The sequence below is a fragment of the Ktedonobacter sp. SOSP1-85 genome, assembly GCF_016587415.1.
Lineage (GTDB): Bacteria > Chloroflexota > Ktedonobacteria > Ktedonobacterales > Ktedonobacteraceae > Ktedonobacter.
Window position 1 is genome coordinate 1491672 of record NZ_BNJI01000001.1, and the last position, 20904, is coordinate 1512575.

At 54.2% G+C, this 20904-nt stretch carries 17 protein-coding genes; 4 read left to right on the top strand and 13 right to left on the bottom strand.

The window, feature by feature from the left end; all coding sequences use genetic code 11:
• Positions 1-13: 13 nt before the first annotated feature.
• The 7 genes from KTE_RS06415 to KTE_RS06445 all read right to left on the bottom strand — a co-directional run bounded on the left by KTE_RS06415 (position 14) and on the right by KTE_RS06445 (position 6120).
• On the bottom strand, positions 14-1471 hold the full coding sequence (locus KTE_RS06415; protein ID WP_236600306.1) for a lipopolysaccharide assembly protein LapB: 1458 nt from the start codon (positions 1469-1471) through the stop codon (positions 14-16).
• Between the two features lie 271 nt (positions 1472-1742).
• Positions 1743-2486 (bottom strand): GntR family transcriptional regulator, encoded by a 744-nt coding sequence (locus KTE_RS06420; RefSeq protein WP_201379632.1) that lies wholly within the window; start codon positions 2484-2486, stop codon positions 1743-1745.
• Between the two features lie 155 nt (positions 2487-2641).
• Positions 2642-2998 (bottom strand): thioredoxin, encoded by a 357-nt coding sequence (gene trxA, locus KTE_RS06425; RefSeq protein ID WP_201379633.1) that lies wholly within the window; start codon positions 2996-2998, stop codon positions 2642-2644.
• A 467-nt stretch (positions 2999-3465) separates the two neighbouring features.
• Positions 3466-4236, bottom strand: coding sequence for a Bax inhibitor-1/YccA family protein (locus KTE_RS06430; protein ID WP_201379635.1), 771 nt, complete (start codon positions 4234-4236; stop codon positions 3466-3468).
• A gap of 246 nt (positions 4237-4482) precedes the next feature.
• Positions 4483-4707 carry a hypothetical protein gene (locus tag KTE_RS06435; RefSeq protein ID WP_201379637.1) on the bottom strand — a complete coding sequence of 75 codons (225 nt, stop codon included), beginning with the start codon at positions 4705-4707 and terminating at the stop codon, positions 4483-4485.
• A gap of 253 nt (positions 4708-4960) precedes the next feature.
• A complete protein-coding gene (locus KTE_RS06440) occupies positions 4961-5659 on the bottom strand; it encodes a hypothetical protein (protein WP_201379639.1) in 699 nt (232 codons plus the stop codon).
• 197 nt (positions 5660-5856) lie between these two features.
• Positions 5857-6120 carry a ferredoxin family protein gene (locus KTE_RS06445; RefSeq protein ID WP_007906263.1) on the bottom strand — a complete coding sequence of 88 codons (264 nt, stop codon included), beginning with the start codon at positions 6118-6120 and terminating at the stop codon, positions 5857-5859.
• Between the two features lie 266 nt (positions 6121-6386).
• Here KTE_RS06445 and KTE_RS06450 point away from each other — a divergent pair, with 266 nt between their 5' ends.
• Positions 6387-7748 carry a GNAT family N-acetyltransferase gene (locus KTE_RS06450; RefSeq protein ID WP_201379641.1) on the top strand — a complete coding sequence of 454 codons (1362 nt, stop codon included), beginning with the start codon at positions 6387-6389 and terminating at the stop codon, positions 7746-7748.
• Positions 7749-7817: 69 nt separating this feature from the next.
• Here the strand turns inward: KTE_RS06450 and KTE_RS06455 are convergent, their stop codons facing one another.
• Together KTE_RS06455 and KTE_RS06460 are read right to left on the bottom strand one after the other, a co-directional pair.
• Positions 7818-9572 (bottom strand): serine/threonine-protein kinase, encoded by a 1755-nt coding sequence (locus KTE_RS06455; protein WP_201379643.1) that lies wholly within the window; start codon positions 9570-9572, stop codon positions 7818-7820.
• A 165-nt stretch (positions 9573-9737) separates the two neighbouring features.
• Positions 9738-10769 (bottom strand): aminopeptidase, encoded by a 1032-nt coding sequence (locus KTE_RS06460; RefSeq protein ID WP_201379645.1) that lies wholly within the window; start codon positions 10767-10769, stop codon positions 9738-9740.
• A 506-nt stretch (positions 10770-11275) separates the two neighbouring features.
• On the opposite strand from KTE_RS06460, the gene KTE_RS06465 reads away from it, so the two are divergent.
• On the top strand, positions 11276-11881 hold the full coding sequence (locus KTE_RS06465; RefSeq protein ID WP_201379647.1) for a YbjN domain-containing protein: 606 nt from the start codon (positions 11276-11278) through the stop codon (positions 11879-11881).
• Positions 11882-11988: 107 nt separating this feature from the next.
• Here KTE_RS06465 and KTE_RS06470 read toward each other — a convergent pair whose 3' ends face one another.
• Together KTE_RS06470 and KTE_RS06475 are read right to left on the bottom strand one after the other, a co-directional pair.
• Entirely contained in the window at positions 11989-12282 is a 294-nt protein-coding gene (locus KTE_RS06470; RefSeq protein ID WP_201371430.1) for a hypothetical protein, read from the bottom strand.
• A gap of 113 nt (positions 12283-12395) precedes the next feature.
• Positions 12396-14402, bottom strand: coding sequence for a protein kinase (locus KTE_RS06475; protein WP_201379649.1), 2007 nt, complete (start codon positions 14400-14402; stop codon positions 12396-12398).
• Positions 14403-15115: 713 nt separating this feature from the next.
• Here KTE_RS06475 and KTE_RS06480 point away from each other — a divergent pair.
• Together KTE_RS06480 and KTE_RS06485 are read left to right on the top strand one after the other, a co-directional pair.
• Entirely contained in the window at positions 15116-16420 is a 1305-nt protein-coding gene (locus tag KTE_RS06480; protein WP_201379651.1) for a DUF1015 domain-containing protein, read from the top strand.
• A gap of 10 nt (positions 16421-16430) precedes the next feature.
• Positions 16431-17723, top strand: coding sequence for an NAD(P)/FAD-dependent oxidoreductase (locus tag KTE_RS06485; RefSeq protein WP_201379653.1), 1293 nt, complete (start codon positions 16431-16433; stop codon positions 17721-17723).
• Positions 17724-17834: 111 nt separating this feature from the next.
• Here KTE_RS06485 and KTE_RS06490 read toward each other — a convergent pair whose 3' ends face one another.
• Both KTE_RS06490 and KTE_RS06495 read right to left on the bottom strand, forming a co-directional pair.
• On the bottom strand, positions 17835-19541 hold the full coding sequence (locus KTE_RS06490; protein ID WP_201379655.1) for a HEAT repeat domain-containing protein: 1707 nt from the start codon (positions 19539-19541) through the stop codon (positions 17835-17837).
• A gap of 94 nt (positions 19542-19635) precedes the next feature.
• A complete protein-coding gene (locus tag KTE_RS06495; protein WP_201379657.1) occupies positions 19636-20700 on the bottom strand; it encodes a hypothetical protein in 1065 nt (354 codons plus the stop codon).
• Between the last annotated feature and the right edge of the window lie 204 nt (positions 20701-20904).

Consider the following 20904-nt stretch of genomic DNA (forward strand, 5'->3'; position numbering starts at 1 on the left):
TTGTTTGGAACCGCTAGGCCCCGGTCGCGGAACGTAGTTCCCGGGCCTGGATGCGGGCCTCCTCAGCCTCGTCGCCGCGTCCAAGTGCGTCATAGACCTGGGCCAGCGTCTCATAGGCTACTGTGAGCGAGGGGTCCATGGCGATGGCTTGCTGCGCATACTCCAGGGCCTCGTCGTAGCGCTTCTCCGTCAGCAGGGTGTCTGCCAGGTCGTTATAGTAATCGGCATTCAACGGATCGGCATCAATGGCGTTGAGATAGTTTTCAATCGCATCATTGGGGCGATTCAAACCATCATAGGCCACAGCGAGCTGATAGTACCCTTCAGGGTCGTCCTCAAAGCGCTCCAGCAACTGATGAGATACGCGCATCGCCTCATCATGACGCCCCAGTGAGTTGTAGGCCTCTGCCAGGCCCGCGAAGGCAGCTGCGAGATCATCATCCTGCAACAGCCCCTCGCCTGTATCCACCATGTTCTGGTAGATGGGGAGCGCATCGGCATAGCGATCCGCCTCCAGGTAGGCCTCCGCCAGGCTGAAGCGTGCCGTTGTGCGCTGCGCATCCAGCTCGACCGCACGCTCATATGCGACGATAGCCTCATTTGTACGGTCTTGTAAGGAGCGCCAGAAACCCAGTTTCTCCCATACGTCGGGATCCTCTGGGTACTGGTTCGCGATACGCTGATAGATCTCTGCCGCCTGCTCGGCATCACCCATCTGTTCGTACACTGCCGCGAGCATATCGTAGCCAGCACGCCCCTGGGGATCAAGCGCGATCATCTGATTGGCCAGCGAAAGCGCCTCGTCATAGCGATGCATATCAAGCTGAATACTTGCCAGTTCCGCATAGCGCGTGGGATCGGCGGGATCCTCATCGATGCGGTGCTCCTGCTCCATCATACGCCGGTACTGGTCATTCACGCGCTCGCGCACGTCACGCAGATTGTCAGCCGCCAGCGTATTATCTGGATTGAGCATCAGGGCCTGCCGATAGGCCTGAATAGCATCACGATAGAGGTTTTGCAACCTGTAGGTATCACCTACGCTCAAATAGAGTTCGTCGCTCTGGGGGTCCAGCTCCAGGCCCTGCTGGAACGTCTCCAGTGACTCCTCATACATGCCAATCTCGCCATAAAGATTGCCCAGATTGATGTAGGAATCGATCAGGTTTGGATCAAGATCAATCGCTCGACGATACCCGGCAATGGCCAGCTCTGTATCGCCGAGATACTGCTGTGCCAGGGCGAGATTGTAACGCGCACGCGCATCCTCAGGATCAGCCGCCACGGCACGCTCAAAGCATTCCGCGGCGGTCTCATAGTCTTCGTTGGCCGCGGCATTATTGCCGCGGTCAGTCCAGGCCTGTCCATCCGCCGGATCAGGCTCGCGCATCTCCTCGCGGCTGACAAAGTGCAGCGGAAAGGTATTATTGCTCGACCCGGAGTTTTGTGTATCTTGCTCGTTATCCATCATTCTCTCTTTTACTTCTCATTATTGCACTGCAGACAAAAAAGTCCACATACATCATGCCACAACAACGCTACCAGATCACACATGCTCTACTTCTGTTATAAGTAGGCGCACCCACCTCAACATACTGTAACAGCCGTGCTGATCGGGATACAAGGTATGGTACATGCCCAGCAATAATGGATTTACTTCTTCTCCGAAAACCTGAGCGCGCTTGTCCCCGAAAGGGGGAAGCGCTAGTCACGTGAGTGACGTTGGATTTCGGAATAAGATCTTACTTGGTAACGCGCAAAGTCAAACGATATTCGAAACGGTCGCTGGGATAAAATGCCTCGGTAAAAGCAATGGGCGCTCCCGTCTCATCAAAGGTCGTGCAGGCTGAGCGCATACCACACTCGTTCTCTTTAATACGCAGCAATTCAGCCTCGCGCTTCGAAGGCAGATCGCCTTTAAAGGCGTGTTCAACCATGTAGGGAACAAGTCCTTCGGTTGACATCAAGTGATAGAGAGAACCATCTCCCGCCTCTTTCGCACGCTGGTAGAGGTTGGCCGAACGAGGATAGGGCAGATAGTTCACTTCATACGCTACTGGCTCATCATTGGCCGTGCGCAGACGCTCCAGGCGCACCACCTGCTCCTCATCGCTCAGGCGCAATTGCTCGCGCACCTGTTGTGAGCCACGTACCAGTTCGCTGACGAAAAGCATGCCTCCAGGCTTCAGACCACGGCGGCGCAGTTCCTCAGAGAAGCTGGTCAACTCACTGGCGACGCGCTGCTGCACGCGTGGCTCACAGACAAACGTGCCCCGCCCATGCTGTCGATACAACAACCCTTCATGTACCAGTTCGGTCAATGCCTGGCGTACGGTCGCACGGCTTACATGATATTGCGCCACCAGCTCCGGCTCCGATGGTATCGCCGTATGCGGCGCGAGATGGCCTGCCTGAATCTGCTGTTTAAGCACTTCCTTTAGCTGATAATACAGTGGCAGTGGATTTGATCGTTCCAAAATTGGCATATACGGTTCCCCTTATGTCCATACAACAGTTAAAAATGAGATATGTATTGTATGTGTATGGGAAGAATAATATCACAAAAAAAGGAAAGCGTCGAGTGGTAATACGGGCAAAAATGCAATCTGGCCCCCGAAGGGGCCAGATTTATGGTATAGGTTTACGCGGTAGCAGCGCCATTTCCCGCCAGAATGCGGTCGATGTCGGCCTTCAATTTCGCGGGCTGCGCAGCACCGACCATGCGGCCAATGAGCTCACCACCTTTGAAGACCAGCAGGGTGGGAATCGCCTGCACACCAAACTGGCGCGGCACGTTGCCGTTCTCATCCACATCCATCTTCGCGAATACCAGTTTCCCCTGGTACTCATCGCTCAGGCGCTCGTAGTGGGGGGCGATCATGCGACAGGGGCCGCACCAGGCTGCCCAGAAGTCCACGATAACAGGCGTTGAAGACTTCAACACCTTCTCCTCAAAATCCTGGTCGCCAACATAAATGAGATTGCTATGTGTGCTCATACTCTCTTTTTGCGACGTCAACCCCCATTTCCAACGCTCTTTCCAATTAGAAGGGGAAAACGCCACGCTCCTTTCTCTCTTCACTTTATTTTTTGCGGGCCAGGCGCAAGAAAAACGCTGGCTACATCAGTTTTTTAACGGATACAATCGCGCAACTACTGCGGCAATATCACAGTTTTGTGATATTGTAAGGGTACCCCTGGCTTCTCCGCCTGGCCCCAGTTTTTTAATGATCGAAGCGGCGTTTCTACCAGTAACTTTTGACCGCTACTCAGGAAAACAAAACCTTCCCTCATTCTATTCCAGGTTTTTCCCATGAGCTTGCGCGTCTCGCGACAACCCACCACCAGTATATACGCTCAGCAGGAAAAAGTGAAATGCTTCCCCTTACCGAATGAGCACGCCGGTAAGAGGCAGAAAAAAACAGGGGCGACGCATGTTGCGTCGCCCCTGTTTTTTTCTGCCTCTTACCGATTATTTCCACGCTGGAAGATCGAGAGGATCTCCAGGATGTACAGGAAGAGGTTTAGAACTGTCAAGAAGATGGAGATTGTCAGGCCAATCGCGTTTGGCGTGGTATCGGCCATATACTTGGCGCGCTGAATATAGAACAGCACAAAGCCCGAGAAGATGGCCACGCCCACAAAGGCGATCACGGTATAGAAAAGTGGCGAACGGAAGAAGAAGCCGATCAGGCTGGCGACAATCAGCAGGATTAAGCCCCAGAAGAGATAATCTCCCAGGCGCGAGAAATCGCGCTTCGTCGTCCAGGCATACACACCCAAACCAATTGAAGCCACCGCCGTAATGGCAAACGCCTCAAAGAGAATGCCCGATGCATTATGCAGGTAATAGCCCAGCAAGGGCGCCAGCGACAGGCCCTCTATGAAGGTGAAGCTGTAGAGCAGGAAGAGATTGATACCGGGTCGCTGAATAAGAAACTGGAGCACGATCAGCAAGACCAGTCCCAACAGGGCAAACAGAATCGAGGCCCCACTAGACAGACCAATGGCAATGCCGAAAAAGGCGCCAATCGAGGCCACCAGGAACGAGAGGCCCAGCATATTGAGCACTTTGGCCATCAAGCTGCTGGACTGGGCCGCTGTATTGCTATACCCATAGGGCAACGTTTGATACCGATAAGGCGAATCAAAGCGGCTCCTGCGGCGATTGCCGCCACCGTAGGGATTGCCATAGGGGTCTCCGCCGTACGGATTATTGTTTCTTGGATTGTACATAAGTCTACCTCGCAGACAAATCTAGCAAAAGCACACGCTCTCTTCTATTAGAGCATACGGCACATGCTCTTTGCCAGCATACAGGGGCAGGCCGCACATCTCTATTGCGCGCCTTTACACGTCCACTCACTAGCATATACGTACATAGACGGCTTGAAGTTGCTTCTCTTTCCCTCCAAACCGGCCCACAGACCACGCTAACAGAGCGCGTACAGCAAAGAGAACCCCACATAGGCATCCAGAAAACTAGCGCAAGGTCTGCGGAGGCAGGAAGGCGTTGCCGCTCGCGCCTTGTGCCTCTAGCTCACGTACGGGCTGTATGCCTGGAGCAGCGTCGGGTATATTTGTGATACTGCAAGCTGGATGCTTGGTATCGGCATGCCAATATAAAACGCTCCCATTTGGCTTATACATCGGGCTTTTACAACGGGGACAGAGAAATGTTACCGGGACATCCTGGTCCATGGTCATATGGCACTCCCTCATATCGTCCTAAGCAAGCTAAAAGAGCAGTACGATATCAGTACAATATGCGCGACACGACTACGGCAGACGACAATACATATGACAGTTATCCACGATGCATAAGAATGCTATAGGGGCACATTTTGCGCCCCTATCCCTCAACTGGATACTCGATCTTGTCGGGGAACATGCCCAGGAAGACGTAGAGAGGCACCCATACCCTTGCCACCATTCACTTCAACCACTAGAAAACGAGCCGCTACATTACACTCCACACACCACATATTTCGCAGAACGCGACACCGACCTCGCCAAAGTTCTTACTGCGCGTATTCCAGTTATCATAGACAATTGCCAGAGAGCCACAGCTCCAGCAGCGCGCGCGCCCACCAGCTTTACTCTCTTGCGCCAGTTTCTGTAATAGCGTCTTACGCGCCTCGTCTGAGCCGGTATAGCTAGGGTTATATGCCAGGTGTAACAGGTTCCCCAGCGGCAAATTGATCTCGTGAGTTGGCGTCGGCAATGCGGGTGGGGTCACCACTGGCGCAGGCGGCGGAGTCTGAGGAATCGCCGGCTGGGTCGGACCATTGAGCGCATTGGCGGACGACAAAGGAGGGCGACGGAAAGTAGGGCGGCGCGTAACCGGAGGAGGCGTAGACTCCATTGCAGGCGGATACTCGGGCCGATCCCCTCTAAACTCGGAGCGATGCTCACCGTTGAAAGGCGGCACAACGCCCGTAGACTGGTTGGGTGCTGCCTGCTGATAAGGAGGGTAATTGACCTCACCACTTGCCCCACCCGTTCCATTCTCGGCGGGAGCTGACTTCTTCTCACTTGTTTGCTCGGTGGCGGGCGTCTCCACAGCCTCAGCAGCGTTCTCTGCTTGCTCAGCGGGATTCTGGTTAGTATTCTCGGGCTGTTCAGGTGGATTAGCACGTCTACGTCGAGTTATTGGCATTGGGGTACGCTCCATACAGAAGATAAGTGTGTACACTGAAAGAATGTAGCACCTGTATTATATCACAGCACGTAGAGATGAAAAAGATGCCGGACAACAATGGGAGCAAGCTCGCTCCTCTGTCTATCGAAACGTTGCTTGCCCCATAGATACGCAAATCGAAGATATGGTGGTGCCATCCCGCTTCAGCGCGGGTACTAACCTCGATTGAAGAACTCAGCGTTGATCTTAATGTAGCTCTTCCACTCGTCAGGAACAGCCGACTCTTCAAAGATGGCTGTCACCGGGCAAGCGGGTTCACACGCGCCGCAATCGATGCACTCATCAGGATTGATGAAGAGCTGCTCCGCTTCTTCATATCCAGGCTCGTTAGAAGAGGGATGAATGCAGTCAACGGGACAAACATCGACACAGGATGCATCCCTGACACCAATGCAGGGCTGAGTAATCACATAAGCCATGTCCAGCTATCCTCCTCTTGGCCTACTATGCAAGCCAAAGCCAACATAGCGGCTAAGTTCTATTTTTAGTCTGTTTCAGTATAGAGGGTTGTGCAAGCGATGTCAAATGCAATCCCTTTCTCTGGAGCACCTTCACGCCTGCGGAGATCAGGAGAATAGTGTGTAGTGTGAGGTGCGGCTGTGGTCGCACCTCACACTACACACTATTCTCCTTGACAGAGGCTCTCCTCCATGCTTATAGTTACTTTAAAAAGGGATATTTTACCATGCATTCGCAAACGGCCGCATCTAGCTCGTACCGCAAGGAGCTCGGAGATGGGCTGGTGCTACGCTGGTCAACGCCAGCCGATACAGAACGCCTCACGCAACTGGCAGCGCATGTCTTCCGCGACAAAGCCGAGGAGCCTCCAAACGAAGATATGGGCGCGTACGCACGCGCTCTTATGCAGGGCGATCACCCTCTTATGAGTCCCTACGACTATGGGCTCGTTGAAGATACCCACAAAGAGGGGAATCCTGTCATCGCCTGCGCCTGTCTCTGGCGGCATGAGTGGGAATACGAAGGCCTGCGCTTCCCGGTGGGGCGTCCTGAGGTTGTGGCTTCCGACCCCCAGTATCGCAATCGTGGCTTGATTCGCGAACTCTTCGCGCTCCTGCACGCGCGCAGCGAGGCTGAGGGGCATCCCGTACAGGCCATTACTGGTATCCCCTATTTCTACCGCCAATTCGGCTATGAGTATGCGCTTGACCTGGGTGGAAGTTGTACCATCAACCTGGCGCTCCTGCCACAACTCAAAGCAGGTGAGCAAGAGACTTGCCAGTTTCGGCGCGCCACACGTGCAGACATCGACTTCATTCAGCACTGCTATACTCGCCGCCAGGCCGATAGCATCGTCTGGAACAGCCTTCCCGATGCCTTCTGGCAATACCACATTGACGCCTGGCATCAGGTTCCACTCAATGTGCATAATGATTTGCAGATTATTCTTGATCCAGCCGGAGAACGCCTCGGCTACATCTTCGCCATGGCACGTCGTGGGGGACCCAGGTTCACCGTGTGGGCCATGGATATCGCGCCAGGTGTTAACGCACAGCAAATCATGCCCTCGCTTTTGCGCGCACTCAAAGCTCTGGGCGAACAGGCCATTGTGACACAGGCAAATGTTGGGCCACTACAAAAGCTCTCGCTCAGCCTGGGAGGCTCGCATCCACTTTATACCGTAATCAGCAAACAACTGGTACCCATTATAAACAAACCATACGCCTGGTATGTACGGGTACATGATCTTCCAGCCTTTCTCTACCGCCTAGCTCCAGTTCTAGAGCGCCGTCTAGCCACCTCGGCCCTCGCAGTATACAGCGGTGATCTCAAACTGAATTTCTACCGCGATGGCGTACAGCTCACCTTCAAGGCGGGGAAGCTTGAGCAGGTCACGCCCTGGCGTGTCCCCATCTATGAAGCGGACGCAAGCGCTAGCTTTGCCCCCCTGGTCTTCCTGCAACTACTCTTTGGGTATCGCAGTTTAGAGGATCTGCGGTATGCCTTTCCCGATACCAATGTTGCCGATGAAGCCGAGGCGCTGCTTGGCGCACTCTTCCCCACACGCCCCTCGTTCGTATTTGGCTAAGAATAATGGGGAATGTGATACGCCCTGGCAGCCGCAGGCTGCCAGGGCGTATCACATTCCCCATTATTCTTAGTTCAGCGGCTCTTGCTTCTTCAGTGAAAGGACATGTAACTGCGAGAAAGCAACCTCGGTATCCTTCTCCTCCACATACAAGCCAATCTGACCATTGGTCAGCAGGGCAGCCCCTGGCAAGCTATCGGTTACCGCCGATCCTACATTCTGGTCATTAATCATAAAACGAAAGGTCGAACCAGAGGCCTCAACATGGAGCTTGTTCTGCTTCCCCATTCCAATGTTGAGCATGGGGGCCGGACCTGAATCCAGCGTCGTCCAATGATGACTGGCGGTGCTATCGTAACGCAAGAAGATGTACTGTCCATTATCTGAGGTAAGAACCTCAAAGAGATAATAACGCGCCTGGTCCGGGTCGGCACGCAGGACAAGACCATAAAAGTCGCCGCCATCAGCAGGCGAAGGGGTGCGTACCTCCTGAGTCACGATGTCCAGGCGAAAATCGCTAAACTCTTGCTGCTGATACAGTGAGATCAAGGGAATCTGTTGCGGTAACGTATTCACTACATGATAGCGCGCACTCGTCTTGTCAAAGAAAAACGATTGGCTCAAAGGCCATGCCGAGTGCTCAGAAAAAAGGTCTGGGCTGGAGACCACTGGCGTTCGGACCTCCCCTTTGGCGGCAATAGGCGGAGCCACGAGATGTCCACCCGTCCAGCGTACGGAGAGTACCCCTGTTAAGGCCACCATGGCGCTCATCAAGAAGAGCAGGAGCGCGACTCCTCCCAACCAGAGTTTGCGCCGGGAGGCACGACTACGCCTACGACCAGGAAGTGAGGGCATCAAGCCGCTATGGTTCGCGACTTTTATCCTGTGGGGGCCTCCTTCGCTCCCAGGCGCCGATGGAGAGCTGGAGAAAGGTAGACGCCTGGACTGCGCTTGCCGGGATAGGGCGTCTGCAAACGCCTCGCTGAACGCCGTAGCACTCTGATAGCGATCCTCCGGCGCCTTGGCCAACACCCTGGCCAGCACGCGATCAACCGAGGGTGGAATATCCTTGCGCACCGCTCCCGGCAGCAAAGGCTTTTCATGCACATGCAGCAACGCCAGGGCAATTGTTGAGTCAGCGTTGAAGGGCAACCGGGCTGTGAGCAAATAAAAAAGGGTGATACCGAGAGAGTACAAGTCTGAACGTCCATCCACAGCCAGGCCCATTGCCTGCTCGGGCGAGATATAATCTGGTGTTCCCATCAACATCTCGCTACGCCCCTCTCCACTGTGCCCCTCTCTCTGGGCTTGCGTAGCCTGAATGCGCGCAATGCCAAAGTCAGAGAGCATCACCTGCCCATCATCTGTCAAAAGAATGTTCGCGGGTTTGACATCACAATGTACAAGCCCCTGCGCGTGCGCGTAATCCAGAGCCATAGCGATCTGAGAGAGATACTTCCGCGCCTCGCGTAATGTAAGCGCACCTCGCTTCTGCACATGCTGAGCAAGCGTGCCTCCTGAAATATACGGCATCACGATATAAGGCAACCCATTCTGCTCGCCATAGGCATAAATGGGTAAAATATGCGGGTGATCGAGTGCGCTGGCGGCCTCAGCTTCGTGGAGAAAACGATCGTAATATTCGCGCAACATCTGCCGATCCATCGTCTGACGCGGCAGGAAAACTTTCACTGCTACCTTGTGCTCTGGCTCAAGCTGTTGCGCGAGAAATACCGCGCTCGACCCCCCATAGCCCAGTACCCGCTCCAGCCTGTATGAACCAAGCTTTTTGCCAATGAGGTGCTGCCCTCTTGCCACGGCCATATGGCATCTCCTCTTTCATTCTTCCCAGTTGCGGCTCAGGTCTGGGAAGTCCGTCGAAGTGCTCAGTTGCTCATCGAGAGGTGAGCTGGTAGGGATGTGGTGTATCCTGACAGTTTCAGACTAGCCAGGATACACCACATCCCTACCAGGAACCAGAAAACCAACCTAGAGTGTGAATACTCCATCGCGCATGATGATGCGCCCATCGATCTCAATTGTACATTGAGTAGGAATGACGTCGACATGCACCTTGGCATCCCAATCCGCGCCAGTAAACTCGGGATACGGATTGCCGAAAGCCACATGCAGTCCTGGCATCTTCTCGTCCTGCAACAGGTTACCAACCAACCGCTTTAAGCTGGTCAGGGTACCAATGGCGAACTCGCCCGCGCGATTGCCATTAGGCGTCGAGAAGAGATAATCATGCACTTCCTGCGCCAGGGCATTATTCGCACTGCTGATCTCTGTAATATACCCATTTTCCACTTTAATGGTCAATGGCTGCTCAAGTACCCCGTATTTCTCCGAGAAGAAATCTCCCAGCACTTCGCAGACCAGCACGCCATCCACGCTGGCAGGGGCGGTAAAGACCTCGCCCTCGGGCAGGTTGCCCCAGGCCCCAGAAGTTGTATAGCGCCCATGGCAGGGTATCCACTTCCACTCTGGGTGGAAGGTTGCGCTGACATCGGTTCCCTTGGGCGAGGTCACGCGTATACGTTTCGCTTCGCGGACAATCGCGTAGACCTTGTTTGTCATGGCGAAGACTTCGTCGTAATCAGCACACATGCCATCCATCATCAACTGCTCGTCGATGCCGATCATATGGCCATGACGCACCCCCAGTTGCTGCAAGAATGGTAGCAAAGGGATACGGAAGCTAATCTCGCCCGGCTGCGCGGTCGCGATATAGAAGGTCACTGTCGGCTGCGCCTGTTGGATTGTCTGACGAAACTCGTTGGTAAATACGGTAAGTGGACGCGAGCCAAACTGCTCCAGGAGCACAGTCTCGACCTGGGCGTGGCGAGCGCGGGCCGCCTGGGCAATTCGGTCCGCAATTCCCTGGCGTGCCTCGTCGGTAATAATAAAGACGCGATCTGTCTCGCCAATCCCCATACACTTGACCGCGTTCTCCGCTCCACGCTGCAAGCGAGCATCAAGGGAGGCTTGCGTATTCGTCTGTTGCTGTTCAATACTCATCTTAGTTTCTCCACTCAGCACTAATACATTACTGTTCTTCTCGTCTTCATCAAAGTAGGACATGACCAAGGTCGCTCTCAAGCTCTACCTCTCCATTTTCTAGAGCAAGAAAAGCCCTAGATACGTCCTCTATAGAGGGTTATAATCGGGCAATGATATCAGCCTTCCCCCTGGGCACCTAACAGTACTATAAGCATACATTACTTCTATCTGGTCTGTATATATTCCATCAAAAGCGTATGCGAGTCTTCATTTCCCAGTTTTCAGCGGCTCCACCAGGCTGTTTTTTTGCCTGAAACGAGCACAGCAATATGTTATACTTGGACAAATAGCTGAATCTACATCTATAGACAGTGAGAACCCGACCACATGGTGCTGCTCAGCAACACAGCAGAAGAGAGGCGGTCACGAGACGATCCTTATACCCCCTCCTTCTTCAGTAGAACGCAAACTAGCAGCATTTCTCCAATATTTTGGACATGGAAATACGAAGGAGCAGAGACCTCATGTCACACAGCTTTGGCATTCCACAACTTATAGACTATCTCAATCGCATGGGCCTGAAGATCACTCGCATCGATGAGCAGCAGGAATTGTTAGAGATGATCTTTCACGGTGAGCATGGCCAGTGGCGTTTAATCGTCGGGCTACAGCGTCGCGATGATTTACGCAAGTTGATGCTGGTCGTGCCTCACTTCATGCGCGTCTCCCAGCGCAAGCGCCTGGAATGCCTGGAGGCATTGATGGCCGTCAACTATCGTATCGCAATTGGAAAATTTGGTATGGACCTCGAAGATGGTGAGGTGCGCCTGGAAGAAACGATTCCTCTCGCCACCCACTATCTCTCCTTTGAGCAATTTCAGCTGGCAGTTGGCGCCATCATGCAAACAGTGGGTATTTATCATAGCCTCTTCCCCCGCATCATTCAACAGAATCAACCCATCCTGGAGGCCATCCAGGGCTGTGAACGTGAATTCTTCCAGTCAAGTCAGGAGAGCACCGATACAGAGCAGTATGCCTCTCAGCAAACAACCACGGAAGAACTGCCTGACCTAAATGTGGAGGACATTCTTGCCGAGGTCACACGCATACTCGAGAGCCAGGGTAAATAGACACTGAGGCGGCCGCTTGCTACCGCTCGCCCAGGAGAGGCCAGGATCTGCTCTGATCTCTACTTCCGTCTCTGTCTCTTAGTTCCTCTCTATGCAGAAACTAATCGCTAGCGGGTTTGCTTATGCTCTGTATTATAGTGACCATTTTGTGAGTGACCGTTTTGGCGCGCGCGCGCATGCAAGCGACTGGATGAGTCCTCTTCATCCTCGCCAATCGCTTCCAGGTACTCCTCCTCACTGGAAGAGATCGGATTGAAGGGGACCCATGCATCTAGTTTCCGCGTATGCTGGCGCGTGCTCGCGCGCGGTTTATGGTAGTAACGCAACAACACAAGCCCACCCCAGCCTAAAATAGCCAGTGCGACGATGAGGCCAAGGTATGTAATCAGCGTCGGGTTCATGAAGCACAGATCCTTTTCTCTCCAGGCAGCAACAATAGACAGGATTGTATTGTAGCGCCTTGTACAGCTGTTAGCAAGCTAGCATACATCGCCGCGCCCTGCCCCTGGTGCCGCTACGAGATCACAAGCGTGCCATCGCCATTGACCTTTACACCCAGCTTAGGAAGGGGTTTGGTGGCAGGTCCCTGGACAACCGCCCCGCCATTGGCAGGATCAAAAACTGCGCCATGGGCTGGGCACACAAGCATCTGTGTCCCCTTGTCATAGTTGACGCTCACCCCCACATGGGTGCAGGCGCGCTCAAAAGCCACAAATGTCCCATCCGTCATATGCACCAGGATACTCGCCTTCTGATCCACAGGATTGGTAAAGTTAAGTGCGTCATTGGCTGGCAACTGGTTGACTCCTGGCAGCGAGACGACATTGCCCGCTCCAGGTTTCGGAGCGCCCCCAGAACCAGGTTGTGGCTGTGTTCCCGTGGTTGCCGTCTGTCCCTGTCCAGTCTTGGGAGCAGGCTGTGCCTGGATTCCTGGCAAGGTTGGATGCAACACAAATGCCAGACCCGCCAACGCGACGCCGCCCGTGGCCAACGACGCTAGCACACGTCTCCGATTTACAACGCGTGAGCCAGAGCGCTGCCGACCAGCTCCAGGCGGGATAACAAGTGGACGCTTTACGCTCTGCGGACCACGTACATCAGGCGACCACTCAAATTCGTCACCACCAGCCAGGGAGAGCCAGGGATCGGCACGCTTCCCGGAGGACAGAGGAGGTAATACTGGTAGCTGTTGCTCCCATTCCTGCGCCTCCGGCCTTTGGGCTCGTTGCTCATAGGAGGACGCGGCACGTCGCGGCGCGGGTCGGCCTCTCTGTGCTCCTGACCGCGTTCCTCTGTCTGGGGGTAGATCAATTTCGCTCTCGACATATTGTTGGGAAGCGACAGCGTCGGGAGGCGGAAGAATGACTTTTTGTGCTCGAGGAGACTGCGGAAGCACCAGGGCATCGGGCTGTAGCACTGAGGCAGAGCGGGCAACCTGCTCCTCCTGTAACATATGCACAAGAGGCGCAGCCAATGGAGGCTGTGACTTCTGCGGTTCAGGAAAAATATGCAATGCAGGACTTTTACCCGTAATAATGGGAGGCAAGAGCTGCCAGGGGTCTCGCTCATCCTGTAGCGGCTCGTCTTCGCGTTGAGGCTTCTTATACGGCGCCGGGCGGGCGCTCTTTCCCAAGCCGCGCGCGACCTGGGAAAAGGCCTCGGCGAGTTCTTCCACTTGCGCAAAACGACGCTGCGGCTCTTGTTCTAATGCCTGCTTCACTACAAGTTCTAGTGCGATAGGCATATCGGGACAGAGCCCTCGGAGGGAAGAGAGAGGTTCCTGCTGCATCTGCTGCAAGACCTCTGCTGGCTTCTTCCCGGAAAATGGAACACACCCACACAGAAGCTCAAAGAGGATCACGCCCAATGCATAGATATCTGAACGCACATCAACCTTCTCGCCGCGCAAAACCTCTGGTGCCAGGTATGCTGGTGGCGTGATAAACGTGCCAGCCACGCTCAGGAGATGCGCGAATGGATGCTTATGCTCTTCAATACCATACATCTGCTGGATATGCATCAAACCAAAACCAGCCACCTGCATCGTTTCCTGGGCACTCTGAACAATATTAGCAGGCTTGAGAGCTCCATGCACAATATTACGTCGATGTGCATAGCTGAGTCCCGCAACTACCTGCCCAAGGATCCGTGCCACGTCCGTATATGCCGGGCGCTCTTTCCGCTTGATAACATCTACCAGCGAACCATGCATCATATACGGCGTTAACATATATGGATAGCCCTGGTATATGCCATACGCATATACGGGCAGAATATGTAGATGCTTAAGCCCCTGAAGTTTACCTGCCTCGCGCTCAAAGCGCTGTTGAAAACGCTCACACGCTTCAGAGGAGAAATGCTCTGGCATGATAAAAAGTGTGAGCGCAACATGCTCCTGTGTAGAGATCTGGCGCGCCAGGTATACAGCCTGCAAACGCCCCTTCCCCAAGAAACGCTCGACGAGGTAGTCATCCCCACCTACAATTTGTCCTACAAGCTGATCCACTACAAATGTGTGCATATGCAACTCCAGATACGGTCTACCATTCGATTATGCATGCAAGAACACCTATAGAAGCTCGCTTTTCTTTAGTATCCATCCAAAGATGCTCTTTTCAGGCTTTAATCTCTTACAATCAGTCTACATACCGTATCAGTGCACGTCAATGCGTTCCGCACGAAGTAGGACTTGTGGGTATATCGAGCGTTTGATGCTTATAACCAGTATGTGCATAAGAGAGAAAGGATAAAATGAAGAGCTTGATAAAGCAGGGACCTCTAGTTCCACCACCCCCAGCGGTCGGGAGGGAGAGAGAGGAGAACCCGACCGCTGAATGAGGACGATACGGAGGAGTCTATGGGGATTGGGAGAGCATTTAGAACCTTTGTTCTACAAGCAATATACTACCATAGCCTCATCCCTCTGTCAAGCCTTTTCTTGAACTTTTTTTCTTATTGTCCCAGAAAAGGCTGCATTTCTTCCCGTCGATGACCCTGTGATACAATGAGCAAGAGATATAGTAGCCCAGACAGGGTCAAGAACACCCTCCTGGTACATCTTCAAGGCAGATTGATCACTTTCTACACGCCAACATCCATAACTTCTTCCTTTAGGTAGTAAGATCTTATTCCGAAACCCAACGTCACTGGCGTGACTAGAGCTTCCCCCATTCGGGGGCAAGCGCGCTCAGGGTTTCGGAGAAGAAGTAAATAGAGAGATTGGAGTTCCGTTTTATGGCTGATGTACGACCGCTGCGTGGACTACGCTATGCACAGGACCGCGTGTCGAACCTGGCTCACGTGGTTACTCCTCCTTATGACATTATCACTCCAGAGGCACAAGCGCGCTATTACGAGCGTGATCCTTATAATATTATTCGCCTGGAACTAGGCAAGACTACCGATCACGATAATGATCTAGACAATGTCTATACACGTGCCGCGGCCTATCTTTCTGAATGGCGCAACCAGGGTGTGCTCCATATGGAGGAGCAGCCATGCTACTACCTCTATCAGCAACTATTTACTCACACGGACCAGGTATATACACGTACCAGCCTGCTAGCTCGTGTGCGCCTTGAACCCTGGAGCGCCCGCGTCGTCCTCCCTCATGAGCACACGATGAAAAAGGCCAAAGCAGATCGGCTCAATCTCTACCGCGCATGCGCGACGAACCTGAGTCCGATTATGAGCCTGTTTGAGGATCCACAGGGTCGCATGCGCCGCCTGCTCGCGACCTACGCCAAACATCCTCAGATTCAGTTTCAAGATGAAGAGGGCGTAGAACATCGCCTCCATCCCATTCAAGATCAACAGCATATTGCGCTTATCCAGGATTTCTTCAGTGAGCGTCAACTCTATATAGCGGATGGGCATCATCGCTACGAGACAGCGCTGGCATATCGGGACGAACTGAAAGAGCAGCGCAAAGAGCTACACCCTGACGACGCCGCCAATTTCACCTTGATGTCGCTCATCGATGTCGACGATCCAGGCATGCTGGTCCTACCAACTCATCGCCTGCTCACAAACCTGGCGCCCACGATGCAAGCTCAACTCACTGGCGAGCAACTCAAGCGCTACTTTACGGTAGAGACGCTCGCTACACGCGCCAGCAAGGACGTGATCGCACACCTGGAGAAAGCCGGACAGGAGCAACCTGCGTTTGTCATCCTCACCAACGAGCAGGTACTTTTGTTGCGCTTGACGGAGCAAGGCCGCCACTATATGCAAACGAGCGAGCATTCTGAAGCCTGGAAGCATCTGGATGTCGCGATCGCCCAACGCCTCTTGCTGGAGGAGACGCTGGGGTTGCGTGCAGAAGATATGACGGCGGGAACTTATGTGCGCTATTCACATGACGCGGACTACGTCTTTGCCGCAGTAGAAAAGGGAGAGGCGCAGGCCGCTCTGCTCCTCAATAGCACACCCCTGCGACAGGTTTGCGAAGTAGCCCAGGCAGATGATCGTATGCCGCAGAAATCCACCTATCTATATCCCAAGCTCATCACTGGACTAGTGATGAACCCATTATGGTAAGGAGCTGAAGATGATTCTCATCGTCGGTGCTGGTCTGGCAGGACTGACATGCGCGAAAAAGTTGGTAGAGGCTGGACAAGACGTCCTGGTCCTGGAAGCCGCAGACCAGGTTGGGGGGCGCATGCGCACAGATTACCATGAGGATGGCTATCGCCTGGATCGTGGTTTTCAGGTATTGTTTACCGCGTACGCCGCAGCCAGCCGTCACCTCGACTATGAGCGGCTCAAGATCCGCAAGTTTGAGCCGGGCGCCATCCTGGTCAAAAAGGGGAAACGCTATGAAATTTCAGATCCCCTGCGCGATCCCAAGGCTCTGCTCCCTGGCATCTTCAATCCGTTGATCTCGCCAGCCGACAAGGCGCGTATACTCTACCTGCGTAACAAGCTCGTGGGGGAGTCCACCAGCGCCATCTTCGCGGGCGAAGAGCAGCCCGAGGGACAGGACGAATCGACTGAGGACTACTTGCGCCGCCTGGGCTTCTCGGAGAAGAAGTTTATCCAAAACTTTGCGCGTCCTTTCTATGGTGGGATCTTCCTGGATCGCTCACTGCGCACCAGCGCACGCATGTTTCAGTTCACATTTAAGACGCTCTCAACAGGGGACATTATTCTCCCCGCCGAAGGCATCCAGCGTATTCCTGAGCAGCTCGCAGCCGCGCTCCCCCCACGGAGCATCCGCTTTAACACCCGTGTCGAAGAGTTACTCACCAGCGAAGGGCGTATCAATGGCGTACGCCTGAGCAATGGCGAGGAAATTCACGCCGAGCAGGTCGTCCTGGCAACCCCCAGCACGGTCACGGCTCGCTGGCTCAAGGAGCCACTGCCAACTCAGACAGTCGGGTCGGTCTGCGTCTATTTCGCGGGCGATGAACGTCTCTACTCTCAACGCAAAATCTTGCTGAACGCCAATGAGCACGCCTATGTCAACAACGCCGTCCTCCTGACGAACATTGCGCCAACGTACGCCCCACCGCGCAAGCATCTGCTGAGCGCAACCGTTCTGGGCAATCCCGCGGAGGATGATGAGACACTGGCCGAGCGCTGCCGCGAAGAGATTGCAAGCTGGTTCCCCGAGCGCAATCTCGCTCACTGGCAACTGCTCGCCGTTTATCGCATCCCTTTCTCTCAATTCGAGCAACCGCCTGGTATCTATGACACGCTTCCAGGCAATCGAACAAAGATTGAAGGACTCTACCTGGCCGGTGAATATACCAAATCCAGCAGTATTCAGGGCGCCATGCACAGCGGTGAATATGCGGCCCAGGAGCTTCTGAAGGCTCCTGCCCTGGCCTCGGCACGCTAACATGTAGCGCTTGACTTCTCGCGCCTACGGCGCTTGTTCAGATAAATGATGTGCTACGCCCTGGTTGCCGAAGACAACCAGGGCGTAGCACATCATTTATCTGAACCGGACTTATTCGCCCGGTTCATCACCAAAGAGGGCTATTGGGAGGGGTCCCGCACTGCCTGAGCCGAGGGCCTCAACCATCATACGCAGGGGCCCCTGCTCAATCGAGGTCTTCATCAACATCCGCACAAAGGGTTGCTCACGCGCCGGAAGGCCCGATGCAGGATGTAGGGCCGCGGCAACCGCGTTCATCAGCCGAGCCTCTTTCTTGCGCCCGGCATAGGCGAAGAGTGCAGCTTGCTTTCTTAGGCGCGTCTCATAGAGGGTCTGCCACTGCTCATCTATCAGTTCGTCGATGGCCTCGTTCAGTACCACATCTTCCTGGGCCTGCTTCTCCTGCTCCTCGCTTACGCCGCGTCGCTTGCGCTTTGTGGTGGGGGGAAAGAGGAGTTCTTGCGCGCTGTGCGTGCTCCAGTAGCGATTGATATAGGGTTCCAGGCGTGCAACCGGGTCAAACATCCAGGAGGCAAACTCGGCAAGCTTATAGAGATCCGCTCCCTTGGCGACAAGGGCACGCGTCTTCTCGTCAAGCGTCAGAGGCTCCGCGACCACCGCGGGCAGGGCCTCCTCTGGTGGAGCCTGCTCTGCATGTTGCGCGTCCTCGTATTCCTCTGGGCGTGCTTCAATCAGGGGACGCCAGACGTTATAGGCAATGGGAAGCTTATGGCGCAGGCGCTTCGACAGGGTACGGTGCTCTATAATAAGGGCACGGCCATACTCAAAGGAGACATGGAAGCTCCCAAAGCCCTGGCCCTGCATTTCATTGATAAGCTCTACCCAACGCTCCAACTCCATATCATCGATGCCATAGCAATCTTTCACACCCCACTGGTCATGGATAAAGACATTGACACCCTTGAGCCGTCCATCGGGACGCCGCCAGGACAGCAAGACCATCTGAGCACCCGAACCGTCGATAAAACTGACACGGGCCTGGTAGGGATGCAGATGCTGGAGCGCGACCACGTTCCCTTCCATCTCGATATCTGGTGAGACATGCATCATCAAGCGCCCAAGCACGGCCCGCGCCTGTTGTTTGACCTGCCGATTAGAGGTCGTCGACACCAGGTAATTTAAAGCGGGAATGGTCTGGGTCGCGGCGGTCGCGCCCAACTGCTCCAGGGCTTCAAGCACCGCCAGGACAACCTTCCCCGCCTGGTTCTCCATCAACGGGATCAGCAGTTTTGCGGCTCGTGGATCATTACTGTTCCCCAGCCAGTTGATAAAGGCCATTTTGCGTTCAAGCGGCATGGAGGCAACATCTTCCAGTACCGACTCCACGCCCTTCTCGCTCTGCCCCACCAGCTCTAGCAGATTCATTTGCATGCGCAACATCGCCCCGGCTGGATCATTGAGATATTCCACCAGGCCTTCGTCGGCCATCTCAGAGCCAAGCTCTTTTAGAATCGGCGAGAGCGCCAGTTTGGCCATATCACTGACCGTAGGATCCGTCACAAAGTCCTCAAGCTCTTCCAGGTCGAAGTCGGTCGCCAGTTCAGAGAGAATGAGAATAGCCGCGGTATGCGCGGAGACATCGTGGCTCCGCAGCAGATGCAAGACCTTTTCACGTGCCCCTTGTGTCCATTCTTCATCTAAGCGATCAAAATAATGCGACAAGGTTTCATGATCGATATCTTCACGCCTACTCACAGCAAGCAGAATACTATCAATACTCTCTTGAGGCGTCTCGTGTTTATCCCGACCTCGCGGCATGGCACTCTCCTTACATTTCTTGGGCGGTGTGTACATCCCCTGTGCTCATCGCAGGCCATTGTACCACTTTGAGAAAGACAAGTCGAGCAAGCCCCTATGAATGGGTTGTGCTCAGAGGCACCGCGAGCAGCTCAAGCCTATTCGCGAACTCTTCCAGCACACAGAGTGTTTCGCCTCCAATCAGGAGCATGCCATCATGAGGATGAGCATTCGGCGCCAGCTTCAGAAAAGCGAAGTGACCATCTGGTGTACGCACCCCTACCGTTTCTCGCAAGGAATCGGTAAAGTAGACCTCCCCACGCGTGCCCATGGCCAGTCCCGAGGTATGAGTCGCCCCCATACCTGGATAGAAATACTCCTTCACCCCCTGATTGGTCCCCGCCACTGCCAGCACCGGGTCCAGGACTCCCAAAGCACTCGCCCAGCCTTCGGTCCACCAGATTTTGCCATCCGAGGCCACGCGTATACTATGCGGCGTAACACCACTCGTAGAGGTTCCCCTTGAGCGAATACGGTACTCGCGTAAGCCCTCCTGCGTGTTGGGGTGGTAACAGGCAATCAAAGCCACAACATCAGTATTCTCTGTAAACCATACCGTGTCATGAGCATCAATAGCCAGGCCGTATGGATGACTATCAAGCGCTGGCGTTGCTACCTCTCGCCCCATCTCCCAGGTCGTTGGATCAAAAGAGCCAATTTTATTGACATAATGCTCGGTAAACCAGATACGCCCCTGACTATCGATGGCGAGATCCCACGGGCCAGCGTCCCTGGTCTTCAGCGACCACTGTTTAAATACCTTCAGCCCGGGATCATACATCCCCAGGGCATTGGTCATAAACATGGTAAACCAGATACGCCCCTGCCGATCCACCACCAGGTTGAGCGGCTGGCTAAAGCCCTGGGGTAACGTCACTGTCTGCTGCCAACGCCTCTCGGCCAGGCTAAAGGTGGCCAACGTTCCTGGCGAGGGATGCGCACAGCGTGGAGCGGGGTCACATCCTGGGAACGTCACCCATATGTGCCCACTCTGATCAGAAGCAGCACGCCAGGGGAGTGCGGCAGGCGTGGTATATGTACTACGACGTATGGGAGCGGCGCCTGCGGCCCTGTTTTCTGCCTGCCAGGCCAGCCAAAGAGGAACGAGTGCCAGGATCAATGCGACCCCTCCTATGCCACAACCCAAACCCCAAACACGACGAGAGAGAGATTTCCAACGCATCCTCATAAACGTGAAACAACCTTCCCTACAACTTTACAACATCCCCATCCATGCTTATAAAACAAGCAGCCTATGTACAAATAGATGGTAAAAATTTCGGCTTTACTTAACCCAAAAAACATTATAACAAATACATGCTTT

Excerpts from the sequence above, each read along its gene's own strand:
- KTE_RS06415 (WP_236600306.1), bottom strand. The coding sequence starts at position 1,471 with ATGATGGATAACGAGCAAGATACACAAAACTCCGGGTCGAGCAATAAT.
- KTE_RS06420 (WP_201379632.1), bottom strand. The coding sequence starts at position 2,486 with ATGCCAATTTTGGAACGATCAAATCCACTGCCACTGTATTATCAGCTA.
- trxA (WP_201379633.1), bottom strand. The coding sequence starts at position 2,998 with ATGAGCACACATAGCAATCTCATTTATGTTGGCGACCAGGATTTTGAG.
- KTE_RS06430 (WP_201379635.1), bottom strand. The coding sequence starts at position 4,236 with ATGTACAATCCAAGAAACAATAATCCGTACGGCGGAGACCCCTATGGC.
- KTE_RS06435 (WP_201379637.1), bottom strand. The coding sequence starts at position 4,707 with ATGACCATGGACCAGGATGTCCCGGTAACATTTCTCTGTCCCCGTTGT.
- KTE_RS06440 (WP_201379639.1), bottom strand. The coding sequence starts at position 5,659 with ATGCCAATAACTCGACGTAGACGTGCTAATCCACCTGAACAGCCCGAG.
- KTE_RS06445 (WP_007906263.1), bottom strand. The coding sequence starts at position 6,120 with ATGGCTTATGTGATTACTCAGCCCTGCATTGGTGTCAGGGATGCATCC.
- KTE_RS06450 (WP_201379641.1), top strand. The coding sequence starts at position 6,387 with ATGCATTCGCAAACGGCCGCATCTAGCTCGTACCGCAAGGAGCTCGGA.
- KTE_RS06455 (WP_201379643.1), bottom strand. The coding sequence starts at position 9,572 with ATGGCCGTGGCAAGAGGGCAGCACCTCATTGGCAAAAAGCTTGGTTCA.
- KTE_RS06460 (WP_201379645.1), bottom strand. The coding sequence starts at position 10,769 with ATGAGTATTGAACAGCAACAGACGAATACGCAAGCCTCCCTTGATGCT.
- KTE_RS06465 (WP_201379647.1), top strand. The coding sequence starts at position 11,276 with ATGTCACACAGCTTTGGCATTCCACAACTTATAGACTATCTCAATCGC.
- KTE_RS06470 (WP_201371430.1), bottom strand. The coding sequence starts at position 12,282 with ATGAACCCGACGCTGATTACATACCTTGGCCTCATCGTCGCACTGGCT.
- KTE_RS06475 (WP_201379649.1), bottom strand. The coding sequence starts at position 14,402 with ATGCACACATTTGTAGTGGATCAGCTTGTAGGACAAATTGTAGGTGGG.
- KTE_RS06480 (WP_201379651.1), top strand. The coding sequence starts at position 15,116 with ATGGCTGATGTACGACCGCTGCGTGGACTACGCTATGCACAGGACCGC.
- KTE_RS06485 (WP_201379653.1), top strand. The coding sequence starts at position 16,431 with ATGATTCTCATCGTCGGTGCTGGTCTGGCAGGACTGACATGCGCGAAA.
- KTE_RS06490 (WP_201379655.1), bottom strand. The coding sequence starts at position 19,541 with ATGCCGCGAGGTCGGGATAAACACGAGACGCCTCAAGAGAGTATTGAT.